Source organism: Dyadobacter sp. HNCC25DJ187 (assembly GCF_056895255.1).
The window spans coordinates 1739899-1765989 of the sequence record NZ_JBXHAT010000001.1 but is presented as its reverse complement, the minus strand read 5'-3'; the positions used below and the strand labels follow the sequence as shown (position 1 = coordinate 1765989).

Annotated in this window: 24 protein-coding genes; 14 read left to right on the top strand and 10 right to left on the bottom strand. The window is 41.6% G+C overall.

Going from position 1 to position 26091, the window contains the following annotated elements:
* The first annotated feature begins 22 nt into the window (after window positions 1–22).
* Window positions 23–1831: an excinuclease ABC subunit UvrC gene (gene uvrC, locus AC1XUE_RS07310; RefSeq protein WP_483355284.1), complete on the top strand. Its 1809-nt coding sequence runs from the start codon at window positions 23–25 to the stop codon at window positions 1829–1831.
* Here uvrC and AC1XUE_RS07305 read toward each other — a convergent pair.
* A complete protein-coding gene (locus AC1XUE_RS07305) occupies window positions 1818–3050 on the bottom strand; it encodes a BaiN/RdsA family NAD(P)/FAD-dependent oxidoreductase (protein WP_483355283.1) in 1233 nt (410 codons plus the stop codon). The genes uvrC and AC1XUE_RS07305 overlap by 14 nt on opposite strands.
* A 111-nt stretch (window positions 3051–3161) precedes the next feature.
* Between AC1XUE_RS07305 and AC1XUE_RS07300 the strand changes: the two genes are divergently transcribed.
* From AC1XUE_RS07300 to AC1XUE_RS07275, 6 genes are all read left to right on the top strand, one after another.
* Complete coding sequence (locus AC1XUE_RS07300; RefSeq protein ID WP_483355282.1) at window positions 3162–4217, top strand: saccharopine dehydrogenase family protein; 1056 nt, start codon at window positions 3162–3164, stop codon at window positions 4215–4217.
* 35 nt (window positions 4218–4252) lie between these two features.
* A complete protein-coding gene (gene amaB / locus AC1XUE_RS07295) occupies window positions 4253–5791 on the top strand; it encodes an L-piperidine-6-carboxylate dehydrogenase (RefSeq protein WP_483355281.1) in 1539 nt (512 codons plus the stop codon).
* A 61-nt stretch (window positions 5792–5852) separates the two neighbouring features.
* Window positions 5853–6119: a PqqD family peptide modification chaperone gene (locus AC1XUE_RS07290; RefSeq protein ID WP_483355280.1), complete on the top strand. Its 267-nt coding sequence runs from the start codon at window positions 5853–5855 to the stop codon at window positions 6117–6119.
* A gap of 4 nt (window positions 6120–6123) precedes the next feature.
* Window positions 6124–6564 carry a lasso peptide biosynthesis B2 protein gene (locus tag AC1XUE_RS07285; RefSeq protein ID WP_483355279.1) on the top strand — a complete coding sequence of 147 codons (441 nt, stop codon included), beginning with the start codon at window positions 6124–6126 and terminating at the stop codon, window positions 6562–6564.
* Between the two features lie 22 nt (window positions 6565–6586).
* Complete coding sequence (locus AC1XUE_RS07280) at window positions 6587–7507, top strand: serine kinase (protein ID WP_483355278.1); 921 nt, start codon at window positions 6587–6589, stop codon at window positions 7505–7507.
* A complete protein-coding gene (locus AC1XUE_RS07275) occupies window positions 7507–8610 on the top strand; it encodes a nucleotidyltransferase domain-containing protein (protein ID WP_483355277.1) in 1104 nt (367 codons plus the stop codon). Before AC1XUE_RS07280 ends, AC1XUE_RS07275 begins: the two co-directional genes overlap by 1 nt.
* Here the strand turns inward: AC1XUE_RS07275 and AC1XUE_RS07270 are convergent.
* The 3 genes from AC1XUE_RS07270 to rsfS all read right to left on the bottom strand — a co-directional run bounded on the left by AC1XUE_RS07270 (window position 8591) and on the right by rsfS (window position 12154).
* Window positions 8591–9538, bottom strand: coding sequence for an aldose epimerase family protein (locus tag AC1XUE_RS07270; protein WP_483355276.1), 948 nt, complete (start codon window positions 9536–9538; stop codon window positions 8591–8593). The two genes, AC1XUE_RS07275 and AC1XUE_RS07270, sit on opposite strands and share 20 nt — an antisense overlap.
* A gap of 88 nt (window positions 9539–9626) precedes the next feature.
* Window positions 9627–11699 (bottom strand): ATP-dependent zinc metalloprotease FtsH, encoded by a 2073-nt coding sequence (gene ftsH, locus AC1XUE_RS07265; protein WP_483355275.1) that lies wholly within the window; start codon window positions 11697–11699, stop codon window positions 9627–9629.
* A gap of 71 nt (window positions 11700–11770) precedes the next feature.
* The gene (gene rsfS / locus AC1XUE_RS07260; RefSeq protein WP_483355274.1) at window positions 11771–12154 is read right to left on the bottom strand and encodes a ribosome silencing factor; all 384 of its coding nucleotides are present in this window, start codon (window positions 12152–12154) and stop codon (window positions 11771–11773) included.
* Between the two features lie 47 nt (window positions 12155–12201).
* On the opposite strand from rsfS, the gene AC1XUE_RS07255 reads away from it, so the two are divergent.
* Entirely contained in the window at window positions 12202–12972 is a 771-nt protein-coding gene (locus tag AC1XUE_RS07255) for a biotin--[acetyl-CoA-carboxylase] ligase (RefSeq protein WP_483355273.1), read from the top strand.
* Here AC1XUE_RS07255 and AC1XUE_RS07250 read toward each other — a convergent pair.
* Window positions 12969–13301 carry a transmembrane 220 family protein gene (locus AC1XUE_RS07250; protein WP_483355272.1) on the bottom strand — a complete coding sequence of 111 codons (333 nt, stop codon included), beginning with the start codon at window positions 13299–13301 and terminating at the stop codon, window positions 12969–12971. The two genes, AC1XUE_RS07255 and AC1XUE_RS07250, sit on opposite strands and share 4 nt — an antisense overlap.
* 16 nt (window positions 13302–13317) lie before the next feature.
* The gene (locus tag AC1XUE_RS07245) at window positions 13318–14022 is read right to left on the bottom strand and encodes a tetratricopeptide repeat protein (protein WP_483355271.1); all 705 of its coding nucleotides are present in this window, start codon (window positions 14020–14022) and stop codon (window positions 13318–13320) included.
* A 278-nt stretch (window positions 14023–14300) separates the two neighbouring features.
* On the opposite strand from AC1XUE_RS07245, the gene fsa reads away from it, so the two are divergent.
* Together fsa and AC1XUE_RS07235 are read left to right on the top strand one after the other, a co-directional pair.
* The gene (gene fsa / locus AC1XUE_RS07240; RefSeq protein ID WP_483355270.1) at window positions 14301–14960 is read left to right on the top strand and encodes a fructose-6-phosphate aldolase; all 660 of its coding nucleotides are present in this window, start codon (window positions 14301–14303) and stop codon (window positions 14958–14960) included.
* A 162-nt stretch (window positions 14961–15122) separates the two neighbouring features.
* On the top strand, window positions 15123–15800 hold the full coding sequence (locus AC1XUE_RS07235) for a cell division ATP-binding protein FtsE (protein ID WP_483355269.1): 678 nt from the start codon (window positions 15123–15125) through the stop codon (window positions 15798–15800).
* A gap of 197 nt (window positions 15801–15997) precedes the next feature.
* Here AC1XUE_RS07235 and porX read toward each other — a convergent pair whose 3' ends face one another.
* Both porX and kdsB read right to left on the bottom strand, forming a co-directional pair.
* A complete protein-coding gene (porX, locus tag AC1XUE_RS07230) occupies window positions 15998–17563 on the bottom strand; it encodes a T9SS response regulator signal transducer PorX (protein WP_483355268.1) in 1566 nt (521 codons plus the stop codon).
* A gap of 149 nt (window positions 17564–17712) precedes the next feature.
* Window positions 17713–18450, bottom strand: coding sequence for a 3-deoxy-manno-octulosonate cytidylyltransferase (kdsB, locus tag AC1XUE_RS07225; RefSeq protein WP_483355267.1), 738 nt, complete (start codon window positions 18448–18450; stop codon window positions 17713–17715).
* 105 nt (window positions 18451–18555) lie between these two features.
* On the opposite strand from kdsB, the gene AC1XUE_RS07220 reads away from it, so the two are divergent.
* Genes AC1XUE_RS07220 through AC1XUE_RS07205 form a run of 4 tightly spaced genes read left to right on the top strand, consistent with a single transcriptional unit; the run spans window position 18556 to window position 21322 of the window.
* A complete protein-coding gene (locus AC1XUE_RS07220) occupies window positions 18556–19296 on the top strand; it encodes a DUF4905 domain-containing protein (protein WP_483355266.1) in 741 nt (246 codons plus the stop codon).
* A 7-nt stretch (window positions 19297–19303) separates the two neighbouring features.
* Entirely contained in the window at window positions 19304–20269 is a 966-nt protein-coding gene (locus tag AC1XUE_RS07215) for a LysM peptidoglycan-binding domain-containing protein (protein ID WP_483355265.1), read from the top strand.
* Window positions 20270–20286: 17 nt separating this feature from the next.
* The gene (locus tag AC1XUE_RS07210) at window positions 20287–20496 is read left to right on the top strand and encodes a hypothetical protein (protein WP_483355264.1); all 210 of its coding nucleotides are present in this window, start codon (window positions 20287–20289) and stop codon (window positions 20494–20496) included.
* 43 nt (window positions 20497–20539) lie between these two features.
* Complete coding sequence (locus AC1XUE_RS07205; RefSeq protein WP_483355263.1) at window positions 20540–21322, top strand: TIGR02757 family protein; 783 nt, start codon at window positions 20540–20542, stop codon at window positions 21320–21322.
* An 83-nt stretch (window positions 21323–21405) separates the two neighbouring features.
* On the opposite strand, the gene AC1XUE_RS07200 is transcribed toward AC1XUE_RS07205, so the two are convergent.
* Both AC1XUE_RS07200 and AC1XUE_RS07195 read right to left on the bottom strand, forming a co-directional pair.
* Window positions 21406–24729, bottom strand: a complete 3324-nt coding sequence (locus tag AC1XUE_RS07200; RefSeq protein ID WP_483355262.1) for a ThuA domain-containing protein — start codon at window positions 24727–24729, stop codon at window positions 21406–21408.
* Between the two features lie 226 nt (window positions 24730–24955).
* Window positions 24956–26008 (bottom strand): sugar phosphate isomerase/epimerase family protein, encoded by a 1053-nt coding sequence (locus tag AC1XUE_RS07195; RefSeq protein WP_483355261.1) that lies wholly within the window; start codon window positions 26006–26008, stop codon window positions 24956–24958.
* Window positions 26009–26091 lie beyond the last annotated feature (83 nt).

Below are 26091 nucleotides of genomic sequence, written 5' to 3'. Positions count from 1 at the left end.
TTTAACGACACGAATTCTCAGAATGCCCGAATTTAATTATAAGGAAGAACTTTCAAAAATCCCGCTTGATCCTGGTGTTTATCGATATTTCGATGAAACAGGAGAAGTTATATATGTAGGTAAAGCAAAGAGTCTGCGGAACCGTGTCTCCAGCTATTTTCTTAAATCCAATCAACATGATCGTAAAACGAAACGGTTAGTCAGTCAGATCCGTAGGATTGAATATACCATTGTTTTAAGCGAATGGGATGCCTTATTGCTTGAAAATCAGCTGATCAAACAATTACAGCCTAAGTTTAACATTCTTTTAAAGGACGATAAAACCTACCCGTTCATTTGTGTAACAGACGAGCGTTTTCCACGCGTTTTTGTAACAAGAAATCTGGATAGGAAGAAGGGGACATTTTACGGTCCTTTTGCTCAACTACGTTCCATGCATGCTTTGCTTGATATGTTTAAGGCGCTATATACAATTCGTTCCTGCCAGTTGCCGCTATCAAAAAGTAACGTTGAGGCAGGAAAGTTTAAGGTATGCCTGGAGTATCATATAGGTAATTGTAAAGGTCCGTGTGAAGGATTGCAAGATGAAGAGGAGTATAATCTTGAGATTGAACAGGTGCATCAAATACTGAAAGGTAATCTGGCTTTACCTCAACAGTATTTTAAAGAAAAGATGCTGGCTGCTGCTGAGCAAATGGCGTTTGAACAAGCGCATACTTGGAAAACTAAAATTGAGCATCTTTCCGTTTTTCAGAGTAAGGCCACGGTCATTAATCCTAAGATTGGTAATATCGATGTACTCACAATTGTTTCGGATGAAGAGGCGGCCTATCTCAATTTCATGAAGATCAAGCAAGGTTATATGGTAGTCACACAAACCATAGAGCTTAAAAAGAAACTGGATGAAAGCGATTCAGAGATTCTTGCGATGATGATTGTAGAGATGCGGGAAAAATATGGCAGCGAAGCACGGGAAATGATCTGTAATATCCGCCCCGATCTTGAAATGAAGCTGGAGGTAATTGTGCCTCAGATCGGAGATAAAAAGAAGTTGCTGGATATGTCTATGAAAAACGTCATGTATTTCAGAAGAGAAAAAGCGGAGCGCCGTGAAGTGGAAGCCTCTGCAACAACTTCTAAAAAAGACAGAGTGCTCATCCGGCTTAAAACAGATCTGCAATTAAAATCACTGCCGCGGCATATTGAATGTTTCGATAACTCGAATATTCAGGGTACTAATCCAGTGTCGGCAATGGTCTGTTTCAAAGAAGGGAAACCTTCAAAAAAAGATTACCGTCATTTCAATATTAAAACTGTAATAGGTCCCAATGACTTTGCCTCCATGAATGAGGTGGTAGGAAGAAGATATCTTCGCTTGATCGCGGAAGATCAGCCATTACCAGACCTGATCGTGATTGATGGTGGCAAGGGACAGCTTAGTGCTGCTTGTGATGCTCTGAAAGGCCTGGGGATTTACGGACAGGTTCCAATCATTGGTATTGCTAAACGACTGGAGGAGATTTACTTTCCTGAAGACTCTTTACCTTTGTATATAGATAAAAAATCGGAGTCTCTGAAACTGATTCAGCAGATCAGGGATGAGGCACACCGTTTTGCCATTACCTTCCACCGCGATAAGCGGAGTAAGGGAAGTCTGGTTAGTGAACTCGAAGGTGTTGATGGCGTGGGTAAAGTAACTGCCACCAAATTGCTGAAACATTTTGGATCAGTGAGGGCTATCCGCGAAAGTTCATTGGACACATTAACCTCATTAATAGGACTGGATCGTGCCAGGAAAGTACGCACCTATTTTGATGCTATGGCTCAATAGACTTTTTGCCGATAGACTTTCCAACCACATAACCGGTGGCCCAGGCGTTCTGGAAATTAAAGCCTCCGGTAATACCATCCACATCAATGACTTCTCCCGAGAAAAATAAGCCCTGTATTTTCTTGCTTTCCAATGTTTCGGGATCAAGTTCAGAGAGTGCAACCCCACCGCATGTGACGAATTCTTCTTTGAAAGTAGTCTTCCCTTTCACTTCAAATTGACTGTTGCTAAGAATATCTGCCAGACGATTCAGTAACTTATGTGGTGCTTCCAGCCAGATCAAGGTATCAGGAATTCCTGCTTGCTCCATAAATGCTTTCCACAGTCGGGACGAGAGGCCAAATTTGGCATGACTACTGATTTGCTGCTTGGGTGTCTTATCCTTTTCAGTGATCAGAAATTCCCTTAATTGTTGCTCGTTCAGTTCGGGAACCCAATTGATACGACAAATGAATTCATAATTATTATTTGCCAAATCGCGTGCGCCCCAAGCCGACAATTTGAGGATTGCTGGTCCGCTGAATCCCCAATGAGTTATCAATAATGGTCCTCTCCACTCATGTTTCGTTCCCGAAATTTTTACAATTGTATCCTGTACAGACACTCCTGCCAAAGGCAATAAATAGTTTACGGGCGTGTTAAATGTAAATAAAGAAGGATTGGGAGATACGATCTCATGTTGTTCAATCCAGTCAAAGCCGGAGCGCTTGGGAAACCCTCCTGTGGCAATAAGCAGACGATCGCAATGAACAATACTATTATCTTCCATGGTGACAATAAAATCCTGGTCGGGCAATTCATTTTTTATAAAGGATTTCACACCCGATGAAGTCTTGATCTGAATACCGAGTTCCCGCGCCGTCCTCGTCAGGCATTCTATAATGGTATGAGATGAATCGGTAGCCGGAAACATCCTGCCATCTTCCTCTGTTTTTAAAGTTATACCCCTGTTCTCAAACCAGTTTACGGTATCCTGAGCACTGAATTTTGACAACAGTTTACGCAAAAGTTTTTCTCCTCTCGGATAATTTTTAATGAAAAATCGAAGATCAGATGGCCGGTGTGTAACATTGCACCGACCACCACCGGATATACGTACTTTGTTGAGAACAGTTTTGTTTCTCTCAAGAATCTGTATACTTGAACCAGGGAAAGTTTCAGCAGCAGTAATTGCTGCCATAAATCCGGATGCGCCTCCGCCGATAATAACAATTTGCATAACAAAGTGAAGTTGACTACAAAAATGAAAGGTAAGTTTTAAAAACTGTTCATTCTTTTCCTATCTTTCTTCAATCCTAAAAAAAATTTTACTTATTCATCTATAAACTATATGCGTAACATTCTCGTCATTGGATTAGGTAAAGTAGGTTCACTTGTCGGAACACTATTGAGTAAAAGGTTTGAAGTAACAGGGATTGATAAGGTTCTTCCGGATACAAAGCTGCCATTTCAGGTAATGGCAGGAGACATTTTGCAGCCTGGTTTTCTGGAAGGTGTTTTTACGGATTTTGATGCTGTGGTCTCCTGCATGCCGTACAATCTGAATCTACCGATTGCCAGACAAGCTTATCAGGCTGGGATTCATTATTTCGATCTTACAGAAGATGTCCCAACTACAACTGCAATAAGAGAGATGGCAAAGGATAGCCGCGGCGTAATGGCGCCTCAGTGTGGATTAGCTCCTGGTTTTATAGGCATTGTTGGTGCAGATCTGGCAAAAAGATTTACGAAACTGAGAGATATAGAACTGCGGGTTGGAGCACTTCCACGCTACCCGAATGGATTAATGGGATATTCATTTACCTGGTCTCCGGCCGGGGTTGTCAATGAATATATCAACGATTCAGAAGTAATTCACAATGGAGTCAGGAAAATGGTGCCGTCTCTGGAAGGGATTGAAATGATCAATATAGAAGGACAGGAATTTGAAGCTTTCAGTACATCCGGAGGGTTGGGAACCATGTGCGAAACTTATGAAGGAAAACTCGATACTTTAAACTATAAAACGATCCGTTATCCAGGACACTGTCAATTGATGCGATTTTTGCTTTATGAATTGATCCTGAAAGAAAAAAGAGAGTTGGTTGAAAAAATTCTGACAGAGGCAAAGCCACCGGTGCAACAGGACGTAGTGTATGTTTATGCAGTGGTAGAAGGATGGAAAGGCGAACGGCTGGAAAGAGAGGAGTTTTACAAAGCCTATCATCCTGTGAATATAGATGGACAGCACTGGCGTGCAATATCATGGACTACTGCAGCCTCCATCGCTTCTGTTGTGGAAATGGTAGCAGATGGTAGCCTTCCGTCACATGGATTCGTAAAGCAGGAAGACATCGTTTTGGCTGATTTCCTGAAAACGCAAAATGGTCAGTTTTTTAAAGATTGATTGATCAGCCTACTATAATTCAAATAATTAAAAGTATGACAGATATAAAATTAGTTCTTGAGAAACTGGGAATAGCCTCATTCAATCAGGGATTGAGCACCGGACAAAAATTTTGGGATGGATCAGGCGGAATATTAACTTCCTGCTCGCCGGTAGATGGGCAAAAAATAGCCGATATTACAATCGCCAACGAATCCGACTATAACCAACTAATAGATTCAGCAGTTACGGCCTTTGAAAAGTGGCGGCTCGTACCTGCACCGCGAAGAGGAGAAATAGTGCGTCAAATAGGAAACAGTTTACGAGAGCATAAGCAAAATCTTGGGACGCTTGTCAGTTATGAAATGGGCAAGAGTTTGCAGGAAGGTTTGGGTGAGGTGCAGGAAATGATTGATATATGTGATTTTGCCGTAGGATTGTCCCGACAACTATATGGGCTCACAATGCACAGCGAACGTGCTGACCATCGGATGTACGAACAATGGCATCCTTTAGGAGTTGTAGGAATTATTTCAGCATTCAACTTTCCTGTGGCTGTATGGTCTTGGAATGCGATGCTGGCATTGGTTTGCGGAAATGTGTGTGTATGGAAGCCATCGGAGAAAACACCCCTCACAGCTCTGGCATGTCAGCATATAGTATCGACTATTTTTAAAACAAATGATTTACCGGAAGGGCTTTCCTGTTTGCTTACAGGTGATGTAAGTGCAGGAAAATGGCTATCTGCTGATCATCGTATTGCGCTGCTATCGGCTACAGGCAGTACGCGAATGGGCAGACATGTAGCCGAAACGGTAGCGAGGCGACTAGGAAAAAGTTTACTTGAGCTGGGCGGTAATAATGCAATTATTATTACTCCTTCCGCGGATTTGAAGGTGGCCATTCCTGCGGTGGTTTTTGGGGCAGTGGGTACAGCAGGGCAAAGATGTACATCTACAAGAAGACTGATCATTCATAAGGATATTTATCAGGAGGTAAAAAAACTTTTGGTAAAAGCCTATTCTCAACTTCATATAGGTAACCCGTTGAATGAAAAAAATCACATGGGTCCGTTGATCGACCAGCAAGCGGTAGAACAATACCTGTCTGCCGCGACGGCAGTGAGCGAACAGGGCGGAAAATTCGTGGTCGAACCAGGGAGGCTGGAAGGTGAGGGTTTTGAATCAGGTTGTTACGTAACTCCATGTATTGCCGAAGTGGAAAACCATTTCGCTATTGTACAGCAGGAGACATTTGCGCCCATTCTGTATCTGATTCAGTATACGGATTTTGAAGAAGCCATAACGTTGCAAAATAATGTACCGCAAGGTTTGTCATCTGCTGTTTTTACATTGAATGTCAGGGAAGCAGAACGGTATTTGTCAGTATCCGGATCAGATTGTGGCATAGCCAATGTGAATATCGGTACATCCGGAGCGGAAATTGGCGGTACTTTTGGTGGAGAGAAGGAAACAGGCGGAGGCCGGGAGTCGGGATCAGACGCATGGAAGGTGTATATGAGAAGGCAGACCAATACCATCAATTATGGCACAGTATTACCGCTCTCGCAGGGTATAAAGTTTGAGATCGACTGATTATATTTTAACTTTGTTACGATAAGACACACATTATAGTCCATAAAGCAACTTCAGTACTATGAAATACAGGCTTACCTCTGAGCAAATTGCCTCCAAAGTGGCGGGTGAAACAGTAATACTTAATCACGGCAAAGGTGCTTACTATGGGTTGGATGAGGTAGGAGGGCTCGTTTGGGATATGTTGGAAAAAGGACCGCAGACCAAAGAGCAACTCTGTAGTGCAGTTCTGGATATATATGATGTGGATAAGGCCAGTTGTGAAACGGATGTAAATGACTTGCTTAATGATCTGATTGCTGAAAGGCTGGTTGAGAAAACGGATTGATCCCTTGAAACGGCTACATACATATCGCAACAAATGGAAAGAGCTTACTAACGAAGAAAAGATACTTTTTTTCAAAGCTTCTGTAAGCTTACTGCTGATTAAGTCAGGTTTACTGTTGTTACCCTTTCCCACTTTCAGAAAAGTTTATGATTGGTTGGCGAAAACAGATGAAAAGAAAGACATTCCGGAACGGCATATTGATGCGGTTGTGTGGGCAGTAAAATCAGCAGCAGATCATTTACCCGTTGAATTACTATGTCTGCCACGGGCACTGGCTACCAAATATTTACTTCGTAAAGTTCCTTCTTTAACCCTTGAAATAGGCGTTGAAATAAATGCAGCAAAAGCATTTGAAGCCCATGCCTGGATTGAAAAGAATGGCTCCATCATCATCGGCAACTGGCCGGACACAGTTTCCTACCAACGTTTATGGGTATGGGAATAATTCATTAAAATAGCCCTCTTCAATGTATTTTTATAAAGCATTTGGATTAAATATATGCTCTGAGATTAGTTTGCCTGAATTGAGCGCTGGTGACAAAATTTCTCCTGTCGATCTGTTTGTCAAAGCAGGAAATATCCAATTACCAAAATTACTTAAAACACCGATTTATCGACGTGGTATCAGGGCAATGTTCGGATATGGAAAGACTGGAAATTTGATTTTGCATTGGCCTGAAATAGCAGATTTTGAAGCAATTGAAGGCAATACACTGATTGTATGCGCACATTCTCCCGATCCTAATCTTATTAGTCTGTTTACTGTAAGTGAAGCCATAGGTCTTGTGTTATTCCAAAGAGGCTATTTTCTGCTGCATGCAAGTGCAGTAAAAGTAGGCAACGAAGCATGGTGCTTTATGGGAAATCCCGGTGCTGGCAAATCTACAACAGCTGCTGCTTTTATCAAGGCTGGTTGCGAGTTGCTGAGCGACGATCTTACTGCCATCACTTTTGACTCGAATGGAGTTCCGTATATAGTTCCGGCTTATCCTCAATTGAAAATATGGGATAATACTGTGAACGGATTAAATTACGACCGCGATGAATTGCAACCAGTAAGTGAAGGTGTAAATAAATTTTCTTATCATCCCACTTATCATTTTCTGCAGAAACCGGTAAGACTGAAATCAATTTATTTTCTTCACAAAGCAAAAAATCAGCCGGTATTAACTTCTCTTGCAGTTAGATCAATACCGTTAGAAACCATCAAAAATTTTCCGCTACCTGTTCAATTGTTAAAAGGCGAGTATTTGAAAGCACATTTTAAACATAGTTTTCAATGTGCTACGCATGCCGGCATGTGGAAAAAGCGGAGACCTGATGGTTTTGCCAATCTTCAAAAATGGGTAAGTGAAAGTATTTCAAGCATTCAAACAAATCCTGCCTGATGCCTGTAAAGCTCTCTGATGAAATGAATTTGTTACTTTATGCCTGTTTACAGATCAAACCAGCAGAGTTAACAAACCCTGATGAGTCGAATCTGAAAAGAATGTTACGCTATCATGGAGTGAGGCCGCAGTTTCTGGATTATCTTCATCGGAATGAAATCAGTGTTTCTTTTCAGAAAGAACTGACGGAAGAATGTCAGCAAATTGCAGTTGGCAACTTATTAGCTTTGAGGGAGTTGTCAGGTCTGTGTAATGTGCTAAAAGAAAATAATGTCGTTTGCTATGCTTATAAGGGAAGTGTGTGGGCAGATTGGCTCTATGGCAATGTGAGTAAGAGAGAATTCGGCGACATTGACTTACTGATAGAGCGTAGGTGTTTGCCGAAAGCTTTGAAATTATTGGAGAGGGCAGGATATCATCCTGATCCGTATCGCCAATTTTTATTAAACTCTTCCGTACATACCGACGCTTTCCTAAGAACGGATTATCATATTCCGCTGGAAAATACTTCTTCTGCCACATCCAGTATCGTTGAAGCGCATTGGGAAGTAGCCTATCCACGTCTGCACTTTCAGTTCCCATCAGATGAATGGAAGAGGTTTCATAAGGAATATCACATTCAAAATATCTTTATTGATGCTTTCAGCAACGAGTATCAGTTTTTACTTCTGGTGGTTCATCATGGTGGTAAGGAACAGTGGAGCCGGTTAAAATATATAGCTGATTTCGCAGCATTCATGACAAAATGGGGAGATGTAATTGACTGGAAACTGGTCGAAAAACTTGCCAGAGAAAAGGGGATATATACTTTGTTTATCAAAAGCCTGGGACTTATCAAATCACTGGGTCTACCCTGGAATAATGCCTGGCAAATCGTCCCCGAAATGGTTGATGCCACACCATTCTTAAAAAAGTGGAAAGAAATGCCTCCCGCAGCATCCAATTCCTCATGGCCCTATTTTGTGCATGGGATGTCCATACACGATGGTATTGAACATAAAAGTAAGGTGCTGTTCAAGCACCTTAAATACCTTACTGAAGTAGGTTTGTTGATGGATAAAGCAAAATGGTATAAGAAAAATCCTAAGTCAGATATACTGTAATTTTACCGGTCACGGATGCTCCTTTCGCAAGGATATTTAATCCTTCACCACTATTAAAAGCATTTACATTCCCGGTTAATGGTTCAATAGCTACGCAATCCCGGGCAGGTGGTGTGTACAATACCAGGTGATTAAACTTGCCCTCTCCTGTTTCTTGTTCTACATGTAGTGTCACATGTTGATTCTCCGATATAAGCCTGGTGACTACACTTCCTGTGGTATCGTTAATGACAAAGCAGCTGTCAATCTCATGCTTATGTAGTAAAAAAGGTAATTGCTGATTAAAAGGGGCTGTTCCATTCGGGATCATGTTATCATCAAAAGTAACAATTCGCTCAGAAGGAATGTCTATTTTCCATGCATCAACATCTTCATTGCCAAGCATAAAATACGGATGCCAACCGAACATGACCGGGCATGGCTCCTGGCTCAGGTTAATAGCATTGTAACTAACAATAAATTTCCCGTCAGCATGTAGCTGGTAGGTAACAAAAAACTTTACCTGAAAAGGGTAACCTTCCTCCTGATCCAGTTGAAAAGAAAGTTTGATACTGGCATAGTCAGGATAAACATTCTGCTCTTCGAGTTTGAATTGACGTTTACGTACAAGTCCGTGTATTGCATTTCGTTCTCCCGACTCGTTTTTGTGAAGCTGATAAGTCTTCCCCAAAAATGTATACTGACCATCCGGTATCCGACTGGCAAATGGGAATAATAATTCACTGGCGCTTTTTGTATCATCGTGTAAACTTTGCGGAGTAGGAGGGGTCTTGAGAACTGAAAAAAGTGTCAGATCCTTGCGTAGGGATAACTGTCTCACTATTCCACCAAGTTCCGGTGCGATCACACACCGGTTACCTGTTTCGCTTTCCTGCAGAACGTATTCTGTAAGTTCGCCGAATTTTTGTCTTGTGATTTCGAAGGCCATAGATCTGTTGTTTGGGGAAATATAAAACCAAGTATAAAAGAATAGCCGGACAGTTGAAAACTATCCGGCTATTAAAACTTAAATTATTCTACTCTTTCGCAGCATCTTTGCTTTCAGCGATCATTTCATCTTCCGACGGTTTTACTTCTGGCTGCTCTTGCTCCAAAGCGTGCTTTAACACCTCTTCGTGGATAGCTGCTTCTTCATTCGAACGACGATTGATATAAGCCTGATAGCTGGTTTCCTTATCAAAAGGACGTTTGCCAATCAGTTTTTCCAGATCTGCCTGGAATAAGATCTCTTTTTCGAGAAGTTCTTTTGCAAGCACTTCCAGCTTATCTCTTCTTTCAGTCAGCATTTGCTTAACGAACTGGTAGGCTTTATCAATCAGATTTCTTACTTCTTCATCAATAGCCTGAGATGTAGACTCAGAATATGGTTTTGTGAAGGCGTAATCACTTTGCTTCGAATCGTAGAAAGAGACGTTACCGATACGCTCGTTCATACCATATACCGTAACCATGCTGTAAGCGAGTTTGGTTACTCTTTCTAAATCGCTTAATGCACCTGTAGAAATTTTACCGAAAACTACATCTTCAGCAGCACGACCTCCAAGGGTCATACACATTTCGTCAAACAATTGCTCTGTACGATACAGATACTGTTCTCTTGGCAGGTATTGTGCATACCCTAAAGCTGCAACACCACGAGGAACAATAGAAACTTTCACCAAAGGATCTGCATGTTCCAGGAACCAGCCTGCTACAGCGTGACCAGCTTCGTGGTAAGCAACGATCTCTTTTTCTTCAGGAGAAATCAGTTTATTTTTCTTTTCCAATCCACCGATTACCCGGTCCATTGCATCCTGGAAATCCTGCATGGTTACTTCCTCGCGGTCGCGACGAGCGGCAATAAGCGCTGCCTCGTTACAAACGTTAGCAATCTCAGCTCCAGCAAACCCCGGAGTTTGAGAAGATAGTTTTTGGATATTTACGTCACTTGACAACTTCAATGGTTTCAAATGAACCTTGAAGATTGCCTCACGACCAATTACATCTGGCTTATCAATAGAAATCTGACGGTCAAAACGTCCCGGACGTAGCAATGCAGGATCCAGTACATCCGGACGGTTGGTCGCTGCCACGATAATTATTCCCGAGTCAGTCGCGAAACCATCCATCTCAACAAGAAGGGAGTTCAGTGTATTTTCACGTTCGTCGTTAGAACCAGGCATAGCACCTCTTCCACGTGAGCGTCCTACTGCGTCAATCTCATCAATGAAGATGATACAAGGTGCTTTCTCTTTTGCTTGTTTGAAAAGGTCACGTACACGTGCAGCACCCACACCTACGAACATTTCAACGAAATCAGATCCTGACAAAGAAAAGAATGGAACACCTGCTTCACCTGCAACAGCTTTAGCCAATAAAGTTTTACCAGTTCCCGGAGGTCCCACAAGTAAAGCTCCTTTTGGAATCTTAGCACCAAGTTTCTTGAATTTGTCAGGAAATTGCAGATACTCTACAATTTCCTTTATCTCTTCTTTCGCTTCTTCCAGACCGGCAACATCATTAAACGTTATTTTTACCTTGTTTTCAGCATCAAATAATGTTGCACGTGAACGACCAATATTGAAAATCTGTCCTCCGGGACCGACTCCACCTGACATCCTGCCGAGAATGAAGTACATAACCAGAATCATGATAATAAAGAAACCCCAAGTGCCCAGGAAGCTTGTCCAGTCATTTCTGGTGTCTACTACGAGTTCAGCCTTATCATTTGCAGGAATATTCTCCTGCATTTTTTCAAAATCCTTTTTAAAGGTTTCTGCCGATGTAACCTGAAACTGATAGTGGGATATAGACTCACCACCGAAGTAGGTGTTCTCTTTATTGAGGGATTTATATTTGTCAGATTTCAGTGCATCTGGCTTCAATGTCACCTCAACTGATTTATCATTAACAATTGTTACACGGGCCACTTCCTTGTCGGCCATCATTTTCTCAAAGCGCTTTTGAGTTGTTTCACGTATCGTTGATGTCCGGTTCAGGTAGGTAATCCCCAGTATAGTAGCTACCAAAGCGGCTATGATCCATCCCTGATAACCTTTCTGCGGACTTTTCGGACCTAGCGGCCCTCGCTTATTATCGTTTTCAGACATTCTGTGTATTAATTAAGAGAAATATACTAAACAACATTTACAAAGCGGTGAGTGTTCACAGCCTTGTAAGTTTAAGCCACGGAGTCTTCAAAATGCGTTACAACAGCATCACCCCAAAGCTCTTCAAGATCATAATGCTGACGACGGTCTTTATTAAAGACGTGTGCTACCACATCGACATAGTCTATCAAAATCCATTCCCCATTGGCTTTTCCTTCTTTTTGCCATGGTTCCGTTTGTGAGACTTTGTACACTTCGTCTTCAATTGAGTTGGCAAGTGCATCAATCTGTGTGTCGGAGTTACCCGAGCAGATTACAAAAAAATCAGTTATTGAATTTTTGACATTTCTGAGATCCAGAATTGTTATATCAAGCCCTTTCTTTTCCGCCATTCCTTTAGCAACCAGCTCGGAGAGATCTTTTGATGATAGTTCTTTATTTTTGCGTTGTTTCATGCGTAATTGATTCCCATTTCTATAAACTCTAAAATAAAGCAAAAAAATTGTACAACTCTATACATAATACCCTAATTATTGGCAAAAAGATAATATATCTGCCAAGTTGTCATTCAACAAACGACATAGCGGCGGAATTAGTACACGGTGGTATAGGGGAGGAGGGAACTGTTGTCATAGCCGACAACCAAACTGGCGGACGCGGACAACGGGGAACTACCTGGCATTCGATACCTGGTCAGAATCTGATGTTTTCACTGATCATACAACCACGGAATGTGGCCATTGATCAACAGTTTCTGATTAGTCAGGCTGTAGCGCTTTCTATTTATGATATGCTCCGTCAACATACTGATCAGGTGAAGATCAAATGGCCGAATGACATTTATGTATCTGGTAAAAAGCTAAGTGGAACGCTCATAGAGAATTCTATTCAGGGGGGGAGGATTTCCCATTCCATTGTTGGGATAGGGATCAATATCAATCAACTTGTATTCGAATCAGAAAAGACTTCTTCATTAGCCAAAGTTACTGGCAGGCAGGCATCGCTTAGCGAGGAGTTCGACAGGATAATCAGATTCCTGGATATTCGGTATCAACAGTTACTTCAAAGCCGTAACCATCATAACATTCGTGAAGAATATCTTTCTTATCTGCATGGTTACCAGTCTCCTGTGCTATTCCGCCACAATAAGGAAATCGTGAGCGGAATAGTACATGGAGTTGCCGAAAGCGGGCAAATCCTTATCAGGCTAAATGGTGAGAGCCAGGTTCGTTCCTTTGGTTTAAAAGAAATTGAATGGATTTGGAATGCTTAACCCCACTTGCCTAATACGGCCATCGATATCGCACATATTCCAAGTCCAAGAGATTCCCGGGCCAGCTCTATATTCATACTTCTCATCTGCATTTCATCAAATAATATACCTTCAAATTCCGGTGGCCATTGAAGTATGGCGCCTATGACATAACCGGCTGCTAAGGCATAGAAAACCCAGGAAGGCCATAAGTCCCGCAAGCTCATGTAGCAGCCCAGAGCTGCAAAACTGTATATTCCTATCCAGATTCCTGAATCAGGATCATTGACTTGTAGATAAGAAAATATGATGAAAATTATACCCAGGGTGATTTTTAGTAGTGCTTTCATTGATATAGGAGAATGTTTATTGTTGACAAAATTGGCTTATCGCCGACGCCGCATCCGAATAGCCAAGATTTACAGCTTGTTTAAAATTTCCGCAGCTCAGGTCTTTTTCTCCTTCGTACCACTGCGATAACCCAAGTCCGTAGTATGCCTTTCCATATTGAGAATCCAGCTTCAGAGTCTGACGAAATGCCAGAGATGCTTTTACATAGTCTTTTTGTCTGTAGTAGGTATTACCAAGATTATACCATGCCATCTTGTTATTCTCGTTCAATTTTGTGGCTTTTTCAAAATCCTGAACTGCATCAGGCAATTTTTCCAGCATCACCAGCAATTCGCCGCGATTAAGAAACACATCGGATGTGTCCGGCGCAAGTATAGCGGCTTTGTTGTAGTCTGCCAATGCAGAGTCAAGCCGGTTTTCACTTTTTTGTAACAGCGCACGATTAAAATAAGGGCGATAGGAGTCAGGTGATATTTTAATTGCCTGATTAAAGTCCAGCATAGCATTTGAATATTCCTTTAATTCGTAGTAGGCGACGCCCCGCAAATTAAAAGCTTCAGCATTGGATGTATTTTTTTCGATGGCTTTATTGATGAATTCGATGGCTTCACGGGTTTTTCCTTCCCGCATTAAATCTTTACCTTTTTTCAGGAAAGCATCGGAAGATTGAGAGCAAGCAGTGGCAAAAAGTAAAAAAAATAAAAAAAATTGACGCGGCATAATTGTTCATTTCTAGATGGTTCGCACAAAAGTAATCGGAAAGTGATGCGAATGTTTTCTTTTTGTCAATAAAATGTCTTTATCTTTGCAGCGGCAAATCGGAACTACTAGCTCCCTCCGAATCCCCCAGGTCCTGACGGAAGCAAGGGTAGGTGGTCGATGCAGTGAGATTCTCGGTTTGCCTTTTTTTGTGCCCTTCCATTTCAATTCACATCTTTTTTTTTGGTTTGATTATCGTTTTCTACTTTTGTGAGAAATTAAACCATACAATTCCCGATATGAAATTTTTTATTGATACCGCAAACCTTAAAGAAATTAAGGAAGCGTACGAGTTAGGCGTTTTGGACGGAGTAACAACAAACCCATCTCTGATGGCAAAAGAAGGAATTACAGGTAAAGACAATATCCTTAGCCACTATAAGGCTATTTGCGATATCGTGGATGGCGATGTAAGTGCTGAAGTTGTTTCTGTTGATTTAGAGGGAATGATTCGTGAGGGTGAAGAATTGGTTGAAATCGATAGCAAGATTGTTGTGAAGATTCCAATGATCAAAGAAGGTGTTAAAGCACTTAAATATTTTTCTCAAAAAGGTATCCGTACCAACTGTACTTTGATTTTCTCAGCAGGGCAAGCTCTTCTGGCGGCCAAGGCAGGCGCAACTTATGTTTCCCCTTTTATTGGTCGTTTGGATGATATATCCACGGATGGTATCGGTTTGATCGAGCAAATTCTGACTATATACCGTAACTACGGCTACGAAACACAGGTACTGGCTGCCTCAGTTCGTCACCCGATGCACATCATACAGTGTGCGGAAGTTGGAGCTGACGTGATGACAGGACCGCTTAGCGCAATGGAAGCATTATTGAAGCATCCGCTTACTGATATTGGTCTTGAAAAATTCCTTGCTGATTATGCAAAAGGAAATCAAAAATAATCGTTAGGTAATACAATGAATATTTCAGATCTGAACAGGTTTCGGTAACCGGCTGAAAACGAGAGGTCTTGGCAGTCGGAAACAGAAGCTATGGGTTTTTGTTTCCGATTGTGTTTATAGCAGTAGCACACTAAGTTTTTTGGAAACCTTTTTTAGTTAACTATGACTGAGGCAGCAGAGCCGATTATCGTACTGGATCGAGCAGACATTTACCAGGGCGACCGCCCGGTGCTGAATGATGTGCATTTTGAAATAAAGAATGGCGAGTTCGTGTATATGATCGGCAGAACTGGTAGTGGCAAAAGTTCACTATTAAAAACTTTATACGCTGATCTCTGGCTACATACGGGCTCTGCTAAAGTTGCGGGGTACGAACTGCACAAAATTAAGCGCAGCGATATCCCTTTCTTGCGTCGAAAAATAGGGATCGTTTTTCAGGATTTTCAATTGTTGTCAGATCGTTCGGTAGAGGATAATCTCTCTTTTGTGTTGCGTGCAACAGGTTGGAAGGATAAGGGTAAAATATCAAAACGGATTGCTGAGGTGCTGATGCAGGTAGGATTGGGTACTTCCCAGAAAAGAATGCCGCATCAACTGTCGGGTGGCGAGCAACAGCGTATCGTGATTGCACGTGCCATGCTCAATGAGCCTAATATATTGATCGCAGACGAACCTACAGGTAATCTGGATCCTGAAGTAGCGGATCAGATCATGCAAGTCTTTAAAACCATCAACAATGCCGGTACTGCCATATTAATGGCGACACATAACCACGAATTTTTACGGAAGTTTCCTGCCCGCGTTCTTAAATGCGAAAACGGAAGTGTTACCGAAGGATAATTTTCAAGATAACAGTTGCCACTTAGGGATAGCTAAAAAGGTTCAGAGTTTACAAGTTCCAAATCGGAACCTGTAAACTCTGAACCTTTTCTTATTGATAGCATTTTCAATTTGACAAGAGATAGCTCTTCAGATTGATTTTATTAGGTAGTTATAACTTGTTTAACTACCGACTAATCTAGCTTCTCTCTTCAAAATTACTTCGCCTTCATATCAATAAACGGAATAATCATTTCTTCCAGAGAAACTCCCCCATGCTGGAAAGTATCCCGGTACAAGTTTACATACTGGTTATAGTTATTCGGATAAGCGAAGAAATAATCCTCTTTGGTGAAGACATACGAAGTCGATACATGCGGCTTTGGCAGGAATAACTTTTCAGGCTTTCTGCATACCATCAAATGGTTGTCGTCAAAACCAAGATTTTTACCGTGTTTGTAACGAAGATTTGTGTTAGTTTCCCTATATCCTATGATTTTCACAGGTTTTTGTACACGAATCATTCCATGATCAGTTGTTAGGATTAATCTTGCTTTTTTCTCAGCTATTTTTTTAATAAAATCAAGCAATGGAGAATGCATCAGCCATGATTTAGTAATAGAACGGTATGCTGCTTCATCCGGAGCGAGTTCTTTAATCATCTGTACGTCAGTACGGGCATGTGAAAGCATATCAACAAAGTTGTAAACTATCACATTGAGCTGATTATTAAGCAGGTTGCTGAAATTATCAATCAGTGATTTTCCCTGATTTGTATTGAGAATTTTGTGATAAGATGACCTGATATTTAAATGGTTTGTTTCCAGTTGTTTTTGAAGAAAATCATATTCGTGGTTGTTCAAACCTTCTTCACCATCAGGCGTATTTTCATCACTTACCCACCATTGCGGATGTTTACGTTCCATTTCACTCGGCATCAATCCCGAAAAAATAGCATTACGTGCATATCCTGTGGTGGTCGGAAGAATAGAGTAGTATGAAGACTCTTCCTCAATATTGAAGTATTCCTGCAGAACCGGCTGAATCATTTTCCACTGATCGTACCGGAAATTATCAATCAACAGGAAAAATACAGGCTCGTCCGATCCTTTGAGATGTGGAAAAACTTTTTGTTTCATCAGTTGATGCGAGAGTATTGGCTTATCTGATTTGGGATCATTTAACCAGTCTTCATACTCTTCTTCAATAAATTTGCAAAAATTGGCATTCGCATCGCTTTTTTGCATGCTGAAAACCTCCGACATACCATCGTCATCAGAATTTTCCAGTTCAAGTTCCCAATAAATCAGCTTTTTATATATATCAGCCCATTCTTCATGGCCGATCCTATCCTGGTATTGCATAGCCAGATTACGGAATTCCTGTTGATAACTTAGCGTTGTTTTTTCCGTAACCAGCCTTTTATTATCAAGTATTTTTTTTACTGAAAGCAGTATCTGGTTAGGATTAAGCGGTTTAATCAGATAATCATCGATTTTTGATCCGATCGCATCTTCCATGATATGCTCTTCCTCACTTTTGGTGATCATCACTACCGGAAGGTTAGGCTGTTGCTGCTTGATTTGAGCCAGTGTTTCCAGACCAGTCATACCAGGCATCATTTCGTCGAGAAAAACGATATCAAAGCGATCATTTTCTATCCGATCCAAGGCGTCTGCTCCACTGTTAACAGGTGTCACATTATAACCTTTATTGGTAAGAAACATGATATGAGGTTTCAAGAGATCTATTTCATCATCGGCCCAAAGAATATTGTATTGCATAAGCGGGGATTCTTATTTAATGGATTTTACTAAAAAAACTTTACAGAATAACGAGCTGAAAAGTAAACTCGTATAAGATTTACTGTTTTAACCTATTTTAACATTATGTCAATACAGGCTGCAAAAACACTAAAAAGACCACGCCACAACTAAAGAAATTTGCGGGATACCTTGTCGAGATCTTCTGGTGTGTCCACTCCGTGTGAATCATCGCTGGTAACAACAGCCCGTATCGCATAACCATTTTCCAGCCATCTAAGCTGCTCCAGGGCTTCGGCTTTTTCAAGAGAGCTTACTGGTAATTGCGTAAGAGATTCCAGTATATCCGAACGGTAGGCATATATACCGATGTGTTTATAAAATTGGTGGTGATGAAGCCATTCTTCTTTCTCACGACTGCGCAGATATGGAATGGTTTGTCTGCTGAAGTACATTACTTCATTCCGGATATTAAGGACTGCCTTCGGAACATTCACGTTGAACAGCAAATCTTCCTGATCAATGACTTTAACCAATGTTGCAAGCTGGGTTTGTCCGTCTAATTCATTGGCCAAACTATTGATAGGGTCGGGATTAATAAAAGGTTCATCGCCCTGAATATTAATGACATAATCAAATTTTCCTTCTGTTTTAGTTAATGCTTCATAGCATCTGTCTGTGCCGCTCTGATGCGCCGTGGAAGTCATGACTGCCTCACCTCCAAATTCCTGAACATGGTCCATAATTCTTTGATCATCCGTAGCTACGATTACTTTGTTAAGCTTCTCTGCTTTTAATGCCTGCTCATATACACGCCGGATCATGCTTTTTCCGCCAATGTCGGCGAGTGCTTTCGCAGGAAATCGGGTAGATGCATACCGGGCGGGTATTATTCCTAAAATTTGCACAGATATTGGTGTTAGATTGTTTACTTTCAAATTTCCTTTCAAAATAAAGCTAAAAAATTGCAAAATCTTTTTTCATACCAATTTTCCCAAAATATATGGCGGATTTTGCCCGACGAGGACAATGAGAGTAATTTATGGGCAATTGAATTAAGAAGCGGTCAGGACAAAGGAATTTCTTTTGCGGTGATCGATACCAATACTTGTAGCATCTTGTGGGAATCGGATGTGGTCGGTACCGACTGGTTCAGTACGATGACCGCATTTTCATATCATCATCTTTTTTTGCATAATTACAGGCACTCTGATATCCCTGAACCAACAGATCTGTTGATGGTAAATGGTGCAAACGGGGAATTGCAATGGGCTCTCCCTAATCATGTACTGGTTAAGACGATTGACCAGGATCGCATTGAGGTAGCCACAAGGTCAGGGGATCAGTATAAATATATACAATGCAAAGCTGAATCAGGCTTGGTGGTGTCTGATACGGATAAGGAAACAGAATCAGATGATCTGCAGGTAATTTTAACCGAACCGGTTCGTTACATGGTTGGAAACGACTATTTTGACCAGCTGGCATCTTTTATTTCCCGGATTACTGACGGACACGTTCCTTTGGCTATTGATTATCTGGAGAAAAGACCCTATATGATGTTTTCTTATTATCTTTACGAGCAAAACAAAATATCGGAGTACTTGTTGATAATGACCGATAAGGTGGAACAATTACTTCACGAAAAGCTGTCGGAAGGTAGAGAGGGAATAGGCAGATCTACAATATTACTCAGGGGGCGGAATCTGGTCTATCTAAAAAACAACAACGAATTTAAAAGTCTAACACTATAGTATTTAAATGAAGTATTTTTTTTGCCTGGCTTTGATCGCCGGTTTATTTGGAGGGTTCAGTGCAAGCGCTGATGCAAGTATTGTAGTAGATTCAGTGGGAGTTGAAAGGGTTGGGGGTAAGGTATATATTTTGCACCGGGTTAATCAGGGGCAGACCATGTTTGCTGTTGTGAGAAGATATGGAACCACTATTCACGCGCTTCGTGACGCAAATCCTGGTATGAGCGATCAGATTCAGTTTGGACAGACCATAAGGGTTCCTTATACACCAAAAGGATCAGCTCCGAAAGAAACTAAAAAAGAAGAAGTGAAGGCAGCAGAAACAGCAAAGCCTGCTGAAACTACAAAATCCGAAGCACCAAAACCTGCTCCGACACCTGCCAATGCTGCACCTGAGGTTGCTCCAAATGGTATACATAAGGTTGAAGCAGGGCAAACACTTTATCGTGTTGCGGTAAAATACGGGGTGTTGATGGCCGATATCAGAAAATGGAATAACCTGACCGATGATAATCTGAAGGATGGTCAGGAACTGATTGTAAGTGAAAAGGCCGGAGCTAAAACACCCCCTGCCACACCAGCTCCTGCCCCCAAAGTGGTGGCCACGACTGTGGTAAAAGATTCGGTAAGATCCAAAACCGCTGTAGCGGAAAAAGTGGTTAAACCGGTAGAAGAGGTAGTCGCTCCAAAGGTGGTAAGTGGTAAGAGAAAATCGGAATCGGGCCTCGCGGAAATGATTGAGACAGATGAAAGTACGAGTAAGTTTCTGGGCTTGCATCGTAATGCACCGATAGGAGCTTTGGTTGAGGTTTTGAATGAATACAATCAGGAAAAAATCATCGTCAGAGTAATAGGCCGTATACCTGACACCAGTATTAATGATGATATTGTAATTAAGCTTTCATCAAGGGCATTTGAAAAGGTTTCACCCAACAGCAAGCGTTTTCGCGCCGTAGTAAGTTATTTGGAATAATTGATATATAGTTATTTATGAAACATTCACCACAATTCCGCTCAAAAAGAGAAGAGGAAAGAGCCGCTCTGAAGAATACGACCGGCTATAAATTGTGGAGTGCTCTTTTTACAGTACTTTATCCTTTTATTGCCATTTTTACATTTCTATTTTCAGGGATAGTGATGTTCTTTTCAGGTATATCAAAAATTCTGGCTTATCTCTTAGGAAAAGCAAGTGCCAAATAGTCTCTCAACAGCAAGCGTTTTTTCCGCTTATGTGTTAGATCTTTTGGAAGAAAAAACAGCTTTATACAACAAGCCCGACTTCATTTCTCATGATCCGATAAGCATCCCTCACCGCTTTTCAAAAAAGCAGGATATAGAGATTATGGGTTTTTGGGCAGCGGTGCTGGCCTGGGGACAACGTAAAACCATCATCAACAAATGCCTTGAATTGGCTGCCATGATGGACAATTCGCCGTATGACTTCGTACTCAATCATCAGGACAGTGATCTCAAACCTTTTCTGAATTTCAAGCACCGTACTTTCAACGCAACAGATACTTTGTATTTTCTGGATTTCTTCAAAAACTATTACAGCAAACAAGATTCTCTGGAATATGCTTTCAGTAGCTTTGTTTCGAAGGATGATGTAACTATTGAAAACGGTTTGATAGGATTTAACATACTTTTTCGTGACTCAGAAAATTTTCCGGCGCGAACTGGAAAACACATTGCTAATCCACTCCGAAAATCTTCCTGTAAACGTCTCAATATGTTTTTACGCTGGATGGTTCGAAAGGACGACAACGGCGTTGATTTTGGAATTTGGAATGATTTAAGTGCTGCTCAGCTAGTTTGTCCGTGCGACGTGCATGTTGATCGTGTTGCGAGATTATTGGGATTAATCAAGACACCCACAACTGACTGGCAAACTGCGAAAGAACTTACGGCTTCATTAAGAACTTTGGATCCTGCAGATCCTGCCAAATATGATTTCGCTTTGTTTGGATTAGGGATTGAAGGATTCGCAACGCCTGCTATGGTGAATAACAGATTTCAATCTCTTTAAAATAGATTACGTAAATACTATCAAAATACAAAACGCTACCGGATTAGTACTCCGATAGCGTTTTTGCTTTTTTAACCCTGAGCTTATTGAATGTGGTTGAATTTTAAAGTATCAATAGCGAAAAGAGGTTTCACACCTGCTTCCGGATTTTTGAAAACAAAATAGAGTTTATGTAACTTGTTATCACCGGGCGCTTTTACAGGAATGGTAGTTGAAGCTTTACCTGCCTTTGCCTCTCCGATTTTGATCCCGGTTGGAGAATCCAGTCGCACTTCCAACATTCCACCTGCATGGAAACGATCGTTAATGCTGGTTGCCACTTCGATATTTCCGATTCCGCTCAAATCTACATCATCAAAAGCGATAAAGGCATTATGTTTTCCCATCACAATTTCAGAACCTGACTCAAGCTTGAACTTGGTAAAATCTTTTCCATCATCAAAAGTGTTTGCATTCACTTTCGCAGGACGGAGCGCAACGGTTTTTGAACCTGTTTGAGGTCCCATGTTACCATTTCCTTTATCGGTATAGCTTGCTGTGAAAATATAAGAGCCGCTTTTTGGTTTAGTCTCTGGTAAGTAGTTGCTCTTTAGAGGTTTCTTGTCAACCACGTTTTCTTTTGCAAGAGACAAGATGTATTTGACCATTTCTTCGGCCTCTTCCGGCTTATGCTGAGGGTGTGCTGCCATAGCCTGTTCTCCCCAAACACCACCTCCGCCATTTATTACTTTTTGAGCCAAAGTTTTGACAGAATTTCGTTCTTTCTCATAACGCTTGGCTACTTCCCGGTAGGAGGGGCCAATGGATTTTTTATCCACAGAATGGCATGCTTTACAATCACTTAGTTCTATCATTCTTTTCCCGGTTTCAAAACCCGTGTTGGCCTGATGACCCTGGGCCAGTTGCGTTTTGTCAAACCCTTCCAGATAATTGATTGTAAGCGTAACTTCATCTTCCGGGATTTTCTTTGTAGCCAGACTTCCATCTTCCTTATCTGTTACAGATACCTCATAGGCAACCGGTTTATTAGCCCAGTAAAAGGTTTTGTTGCCTTTGATGGCTACGTCTACTTTTGGAATTGCATTGCCGGCCTTTACAACAATCTCAGAAGTATGGCTGTTACCTGCACTGTCAGTTACTTTCAGAACTGCCGTGTATTCTCCTGCTTTCGTATAAGTGAAAGTAGGATTTGGTAATGCACTTTTGCCAAGTCCCTTCCCGAATGTCCATTCGTATTTGATTGCATCACCATCGTAATCCATAGATCCTTTGGAAGAAAATACTACTTTCAAAGGAACGGCACCTGTAGTATTGGTAGCTTTGGCAACAGAAAGTGGAACACGGTTTCCTGGATTATAAGTAATACGCGATAAGCTGGCCTCATCGTTCTGAGCAAACCAGTTAGGGCCATATTCTAATGTATAAAGTGATCCGTCTTTTGCAAACTGCATGTCAATAGGATGACTAAATTTGGTATTTGGCATAAACCGCTCAATGCTTACCAAATCGCCTTCCTTATTCATAGTAACCAGATTGATATAATCTCTGATCCAGTCATAAGAGAAAAACTTACCGTTGTAGAACTCAGGGAATTTGATTTTTGTATTCTTGAAATCTTCAGTATAATAAATCGGACCCGCCATCGCATTACGTCCTCCCTTGCCTACAATAGCTCCAAAGTCTGGAGAATCTGCATAGGGATAGTAAATGAATGCAGGCTGTGCCGGTGGTAACTCTCTTAACCCGGTGTTATGCGGTGAATCATTAATAGGTTTGGCCGGATCGAACGGCTTTCCTGATGTCTTTTTGTCAAAGTCATACTCCACGTAGGGCTTGTTGTCCGCAATGAACATTGGATATCCGAAGTACCCCGCCTTTCTCGCCTGATTCACCTCATCGTATCCGCGTGGTCCACGTGTCGGACTGTCGTTAGAGGCGTCCGGTCCTACGTCTCCCCAATAAAGGAATCCTGTACGCTGATCAATGGAGATCCTGTATGGATTACGGGTACCCATTACATAAATTTCAGGTCTGGCCTTCGGATTGCCCGGAGGAAAAAGATTGCCTTCCGGAATATCATATAGGTTGGTACCTCCCGGCATATTGGCTCTGCGATCACCATAGCGTGGCTTTATACGTAGAATTTTACCTCTCAGAGAATTAGTGTTGGAGGAGGTATGACGGCCATCCCACCCCTCACGTCCCGGACGACCATCAATTGGTCCGTATCCATCAGATTGAAAAGGGTTAACATCGTCACCGGTTGAAAGGTACAAATTGCCTTTACTATCCCACTCAATAGAGCCACCCGTGTGGCAGCAGTCTGTCCTTTTTACAGGAACGGTCAGGAAAAGCTCCTCAGTAGAAAGCAACAGTGTATCCTTCACGTCATCATATTTGAATCGCGATAAATGCTGAGCTGTATCTTTCTCAGTGGAAGGAGGAGAATAGTACAGATATACAAGCTTATTGGTATTGAAATTCGGGTCAATATTCATACCCATCAATCCATATTCCTGTTTGCTGTAAACAGGCACTTCAGCAACGAGTTTGATCTTTCCCGTTTTAGGGTTGTAAAGTTTAACTTTCCCTTTACGCTCAACTACTAATACACGTTGGTCGTCCAGTACTGCCAGCTCGGTAGGTTCGTCTAGCTTAGATGCCAGCACTGTTTTTGTAAAACGGTTTTCTTCCGGACGTGCTTTGCTGTAGTCAAGCTGTGTAGCCATTACATACTGAAGTCCTCCGGTGAGGTGTTTTACAAAAACAGGATTGACAAAGGTGGCATCTTCATGTCCAAAATTGGTATAAAAAGCCTTTCCTCCGTCGTATTCATGATACCACGACATGGGATGGTCATCACCCATTTTACCCTCTTTGTATGACTTCTCATCAATTTTGACCAGCACATTTACCTTCTTATTGAAATTCTTAAAGTCATAAAACTCATCTTTAATTTTCCACTTTTTAGGAAAACCTTCCATGGAAGCATGCTTGTCGTTGACAACAAAAACTTCTCCCTCCTGTACGTTGGGATTGCCCGGATGGCTCGCGAAATAAGCACCTGCCAATTGGTTGTACCATGGCCAGTCGTATTCGGTGTCGGTAGCAGCATGGATACCCACATAGCCGCCTCCGGCCTGAATATAATTTTCAAAAGCTTCTTGCTGAGCGTCATTTAATACATTACCGGTTGTATTGAGGAATACAACTGCGCTATAGCGTTTCAGATTTTTGGCAGTAAACAGTGCAGCATTTTCTGTTGTATCTGCTGTGAAACCTACATCCTTACCCAATTTAATGAGTGCATTTCTACCTGCAGGGATGGAGCTGTGCCGGAAACCGGCGGTTTTCGAAAAGATTAGAATTCGTTTTTCAGGGACAACGATTTGAGCAAATGTTGTCATTGCAAAACACACAAGCATCATGGTGGAGAAAACGTATTTTCTTCCAGAATGAATTTTGCAAAAAATGGGGTTCATGGATAAAGGCATTGAGTTGGTGAAAATGAAAGTGGGAGGCTAAGCTATGCAAATTTTGGATAACTGATGTTGATAGATATTTGCAAGAAAAAGCCTATCATACATAAGCATGACAGGCTTTTAATATACTTGTTATGAAGACAATTAAGCGTTACAATCCGAGTACTTTGCGGTTAAAGGACTCATCAGTACCGGTACCTGCAAAATCATCAAATGCTTTTGTGGTTACTTCTATGATGTGGCTTGCAATAAACGGAGCTCCTTCTGCTGCACCTTGAGAAGGAGATTTAATGCAACATTCCCATTCCAGTACTGCCCAGCTATCGTAATCATATTGAGATAGTTTTGAGAAGATAGAGGAGAAGTCAACCTGACCATCACCTAATGAACGGAAACGACCTGCTCTGTCGGCCCATCCCGCAAATCCACTGTAAACACCTTGCTTACCTGTTGGGTTAAACTCGGCATCTTTCACATGGAACGCTTTGATACGGTCGTGATAAAGATCGATAAACTGCAGGTAATCCAATTGCTGCAGTACGAAGTGACTTGGATCATAATTGATATTCGCACGAGAATGACCATCCAAATAATCTACAAACATTTCGAAAGTAGATCCATCAAATAAATCTTCTCCAGGGTGCAGTTCATAGCAAAGATCTACACCATTCTCGTCATATACATCTAAAATGGGTTTCCAGCGAGCTGCAAGTTCCTTAAATGCAGTTTCGACCAAGCCAGCAGGACGCTGCGGCCATGGATAAAGGAATGGCCATGCCAAAGCTCCGGAGAAAGTGGCACTTGCCTTCAATCCCAGATTTTTGCTGGCAACAGCGGTATACTTAAGTTGCTGTGTAGCCCATTCAGCTCTTGCCTTGGGATTGTTGCGAACTTCCGGAATTGCAAAACCGTCGTACAATTCATCGTAAACGGGGTGAGAAGCTACCAATTGTCCGATGATGTGCGAAGCAAGCTCAGTGATTTCCAGCCCTTTTTCAGCCAGCTTACCTTTTAGTTCATCCGCATAAGTCTGAGACTCAGCGGCTTTTTTTATATCAATAATTCTCGGATCCCAGATCGGAAGCTGTACACCCTTATATCCAAGGTCAGCCATGTACTGGGTAATTCCATCAAATGTATTGAAGGGTGCTTCATCTCCCAGAAACTGGGCCAGAAAGATACCAGGTCCTTTTATTGTTTTCATGTTTATTAATGTTGAATGATAAGATGAGTGAATGATAGAAAACAATACTGTTGTGCAACCATGTTCTCTTCAATCACTTACTC

What these genes read in the sequence shown, in the direction of transcription:
- AC1XUE_RS07195 (WP_483355261.1), bottom strand. Translation starts at nt 26,008, where the DNA reads ATGAAAACAATAAAAGGACCTGGTATCTTTCTGGCCCAGTTTCTGGGA.
- AC1XUE_RS07210 (WP_483355264.1), top strand. Translation starts at nt 20,287, where the DNA reads ATGAAACATTCACCACAATTCCGCTCAAAAAGAGAAGAGGAAAGAGCC.
- AC1XUE_RS07305 (WP_483355283.1), bottom strand. Translation starts at nt 3,050, where the DNA reads ATGCAAATTGTTATTATCGGCGGAGGCGCATCCGGATTTATGGCAGCA.
- AC1XUE_RS07235 (WP_483355269.1), top strand. Translation starts at nt 15,123, where the DNA reads ATGACTGAGGCAGCAGAGCCGATTATCGTACTGGATCGAGCAGACATT.
- AC1XUE_RS07200 (WP_483355262.1), bottom strand. Translation starts at nt 24,729, where the DNA reads ATGACAACATTTGCTCAAATCGTTGTCCCTGAAAAACGAATTCTAATC.
- ftsH (WP_483355275.1), bottom strand. Translation starts at nt 11,699, where the DNA reads ATGTCTGAAAACGATAATAAGCGAGGGCCGCTAGGTCCGAAAAGTCCG.
- AC1XUE_RS07245 (WP_483355271.1), bottom strand. Translation starts at nt 14,022, where the DNA reads ATGCCGCGTCAATTTTTTTTATTTTTTTTACTTTTTGCCACTGCTTGC.
- porX (WP_483355268.1), bottom strand. Translation starts at nt 17,563, where the DNA reads ATGCAATACAATATTCTTTGGGCCGATGATGAAATAGATCTCTTGAAA.
- AC1XUE_RS07300 (WP_483355282.1), top strand. Translation starts at nt 3,162, where the DNA reads ATGCGTAACATTCTCGTCATTGGATTAGGTAAAGTAGGTTCACTTGTC.
- AC1XUE_RS07250 (WP_483355272.1), bottom strand. Translation starts at nt 13,301, where the DNA reads ATGAAAGCACTACTAAAAATCACCCTGGGTATAATTTTCATCATATTT.
- uvrC (WP_483355284.1), top strand. Translation starts at nt 23, where the DNA reads ATGCCCGAATTTAATTATAAGGAAGAACTTTCAAAAATCCCGCTTGAT.
- fsa (WP_483355270.1), top strand. Translation starts at nt 14,301, where the DNA reads ATGAAATTTTTTATTGATACCGCAAACCTTAAAGAAATTAAGGAAGCG.
- AC1XUE_RS07215 (WP_483355265.1), top strand. Translation starts at nt 19,304, where the DNA reads ATGAAGTATTTTTTTTGCCTGGCTTTGATCGCCGGTTTATTTGGAGGG.
- AC1XUE_RS07270 (WP_483355276.1), bottom strand. Translation starts at nt 9,538, where the DNA reads ATGGCCTTCGAAATCACAAGACAAAAATTCGGCGAACTTACAGAATAC.
- AC1XUE_RS07275 (WP_483355277.1), top strand. Translation starts at nt 7,507, where the DNA reads ATGCCTGTAAAGCTCTCTGATGAAATGAATTTGTTACTTTATGCCTGT.
- rsfS (WP_483355274.1), bottom strand. Translation starts at nt 12,154, where the DNA reads ATGAAACAACGCAAAAATAAAGAACTATCATCAAAAGATCTCTCCGAG.
- amaB (WP_483355281.1), top strand. Translation starts at nt 4,253, where the DNA reads ATGACAGATATAAAATTAGTTCTTGAGAAACTGGGAATAGCCTCATTC.
- AC1XUE_RS07280 (WP_483355278.1), top strand. Translation starts at nt 6,587, where the DNA reads ATGTATTTTTATAAAGCATTTGGATTAAATATATGCTCTGAGATTAGT.
- AC1XUE_RS07290 (WP_483355280.1), top strand. Translation starts at nt 5,853, where the DNA reads ATGAAATACAGGCTTACCTCTGAGCAAATTGCCTCCAAAGTGGCGGGT.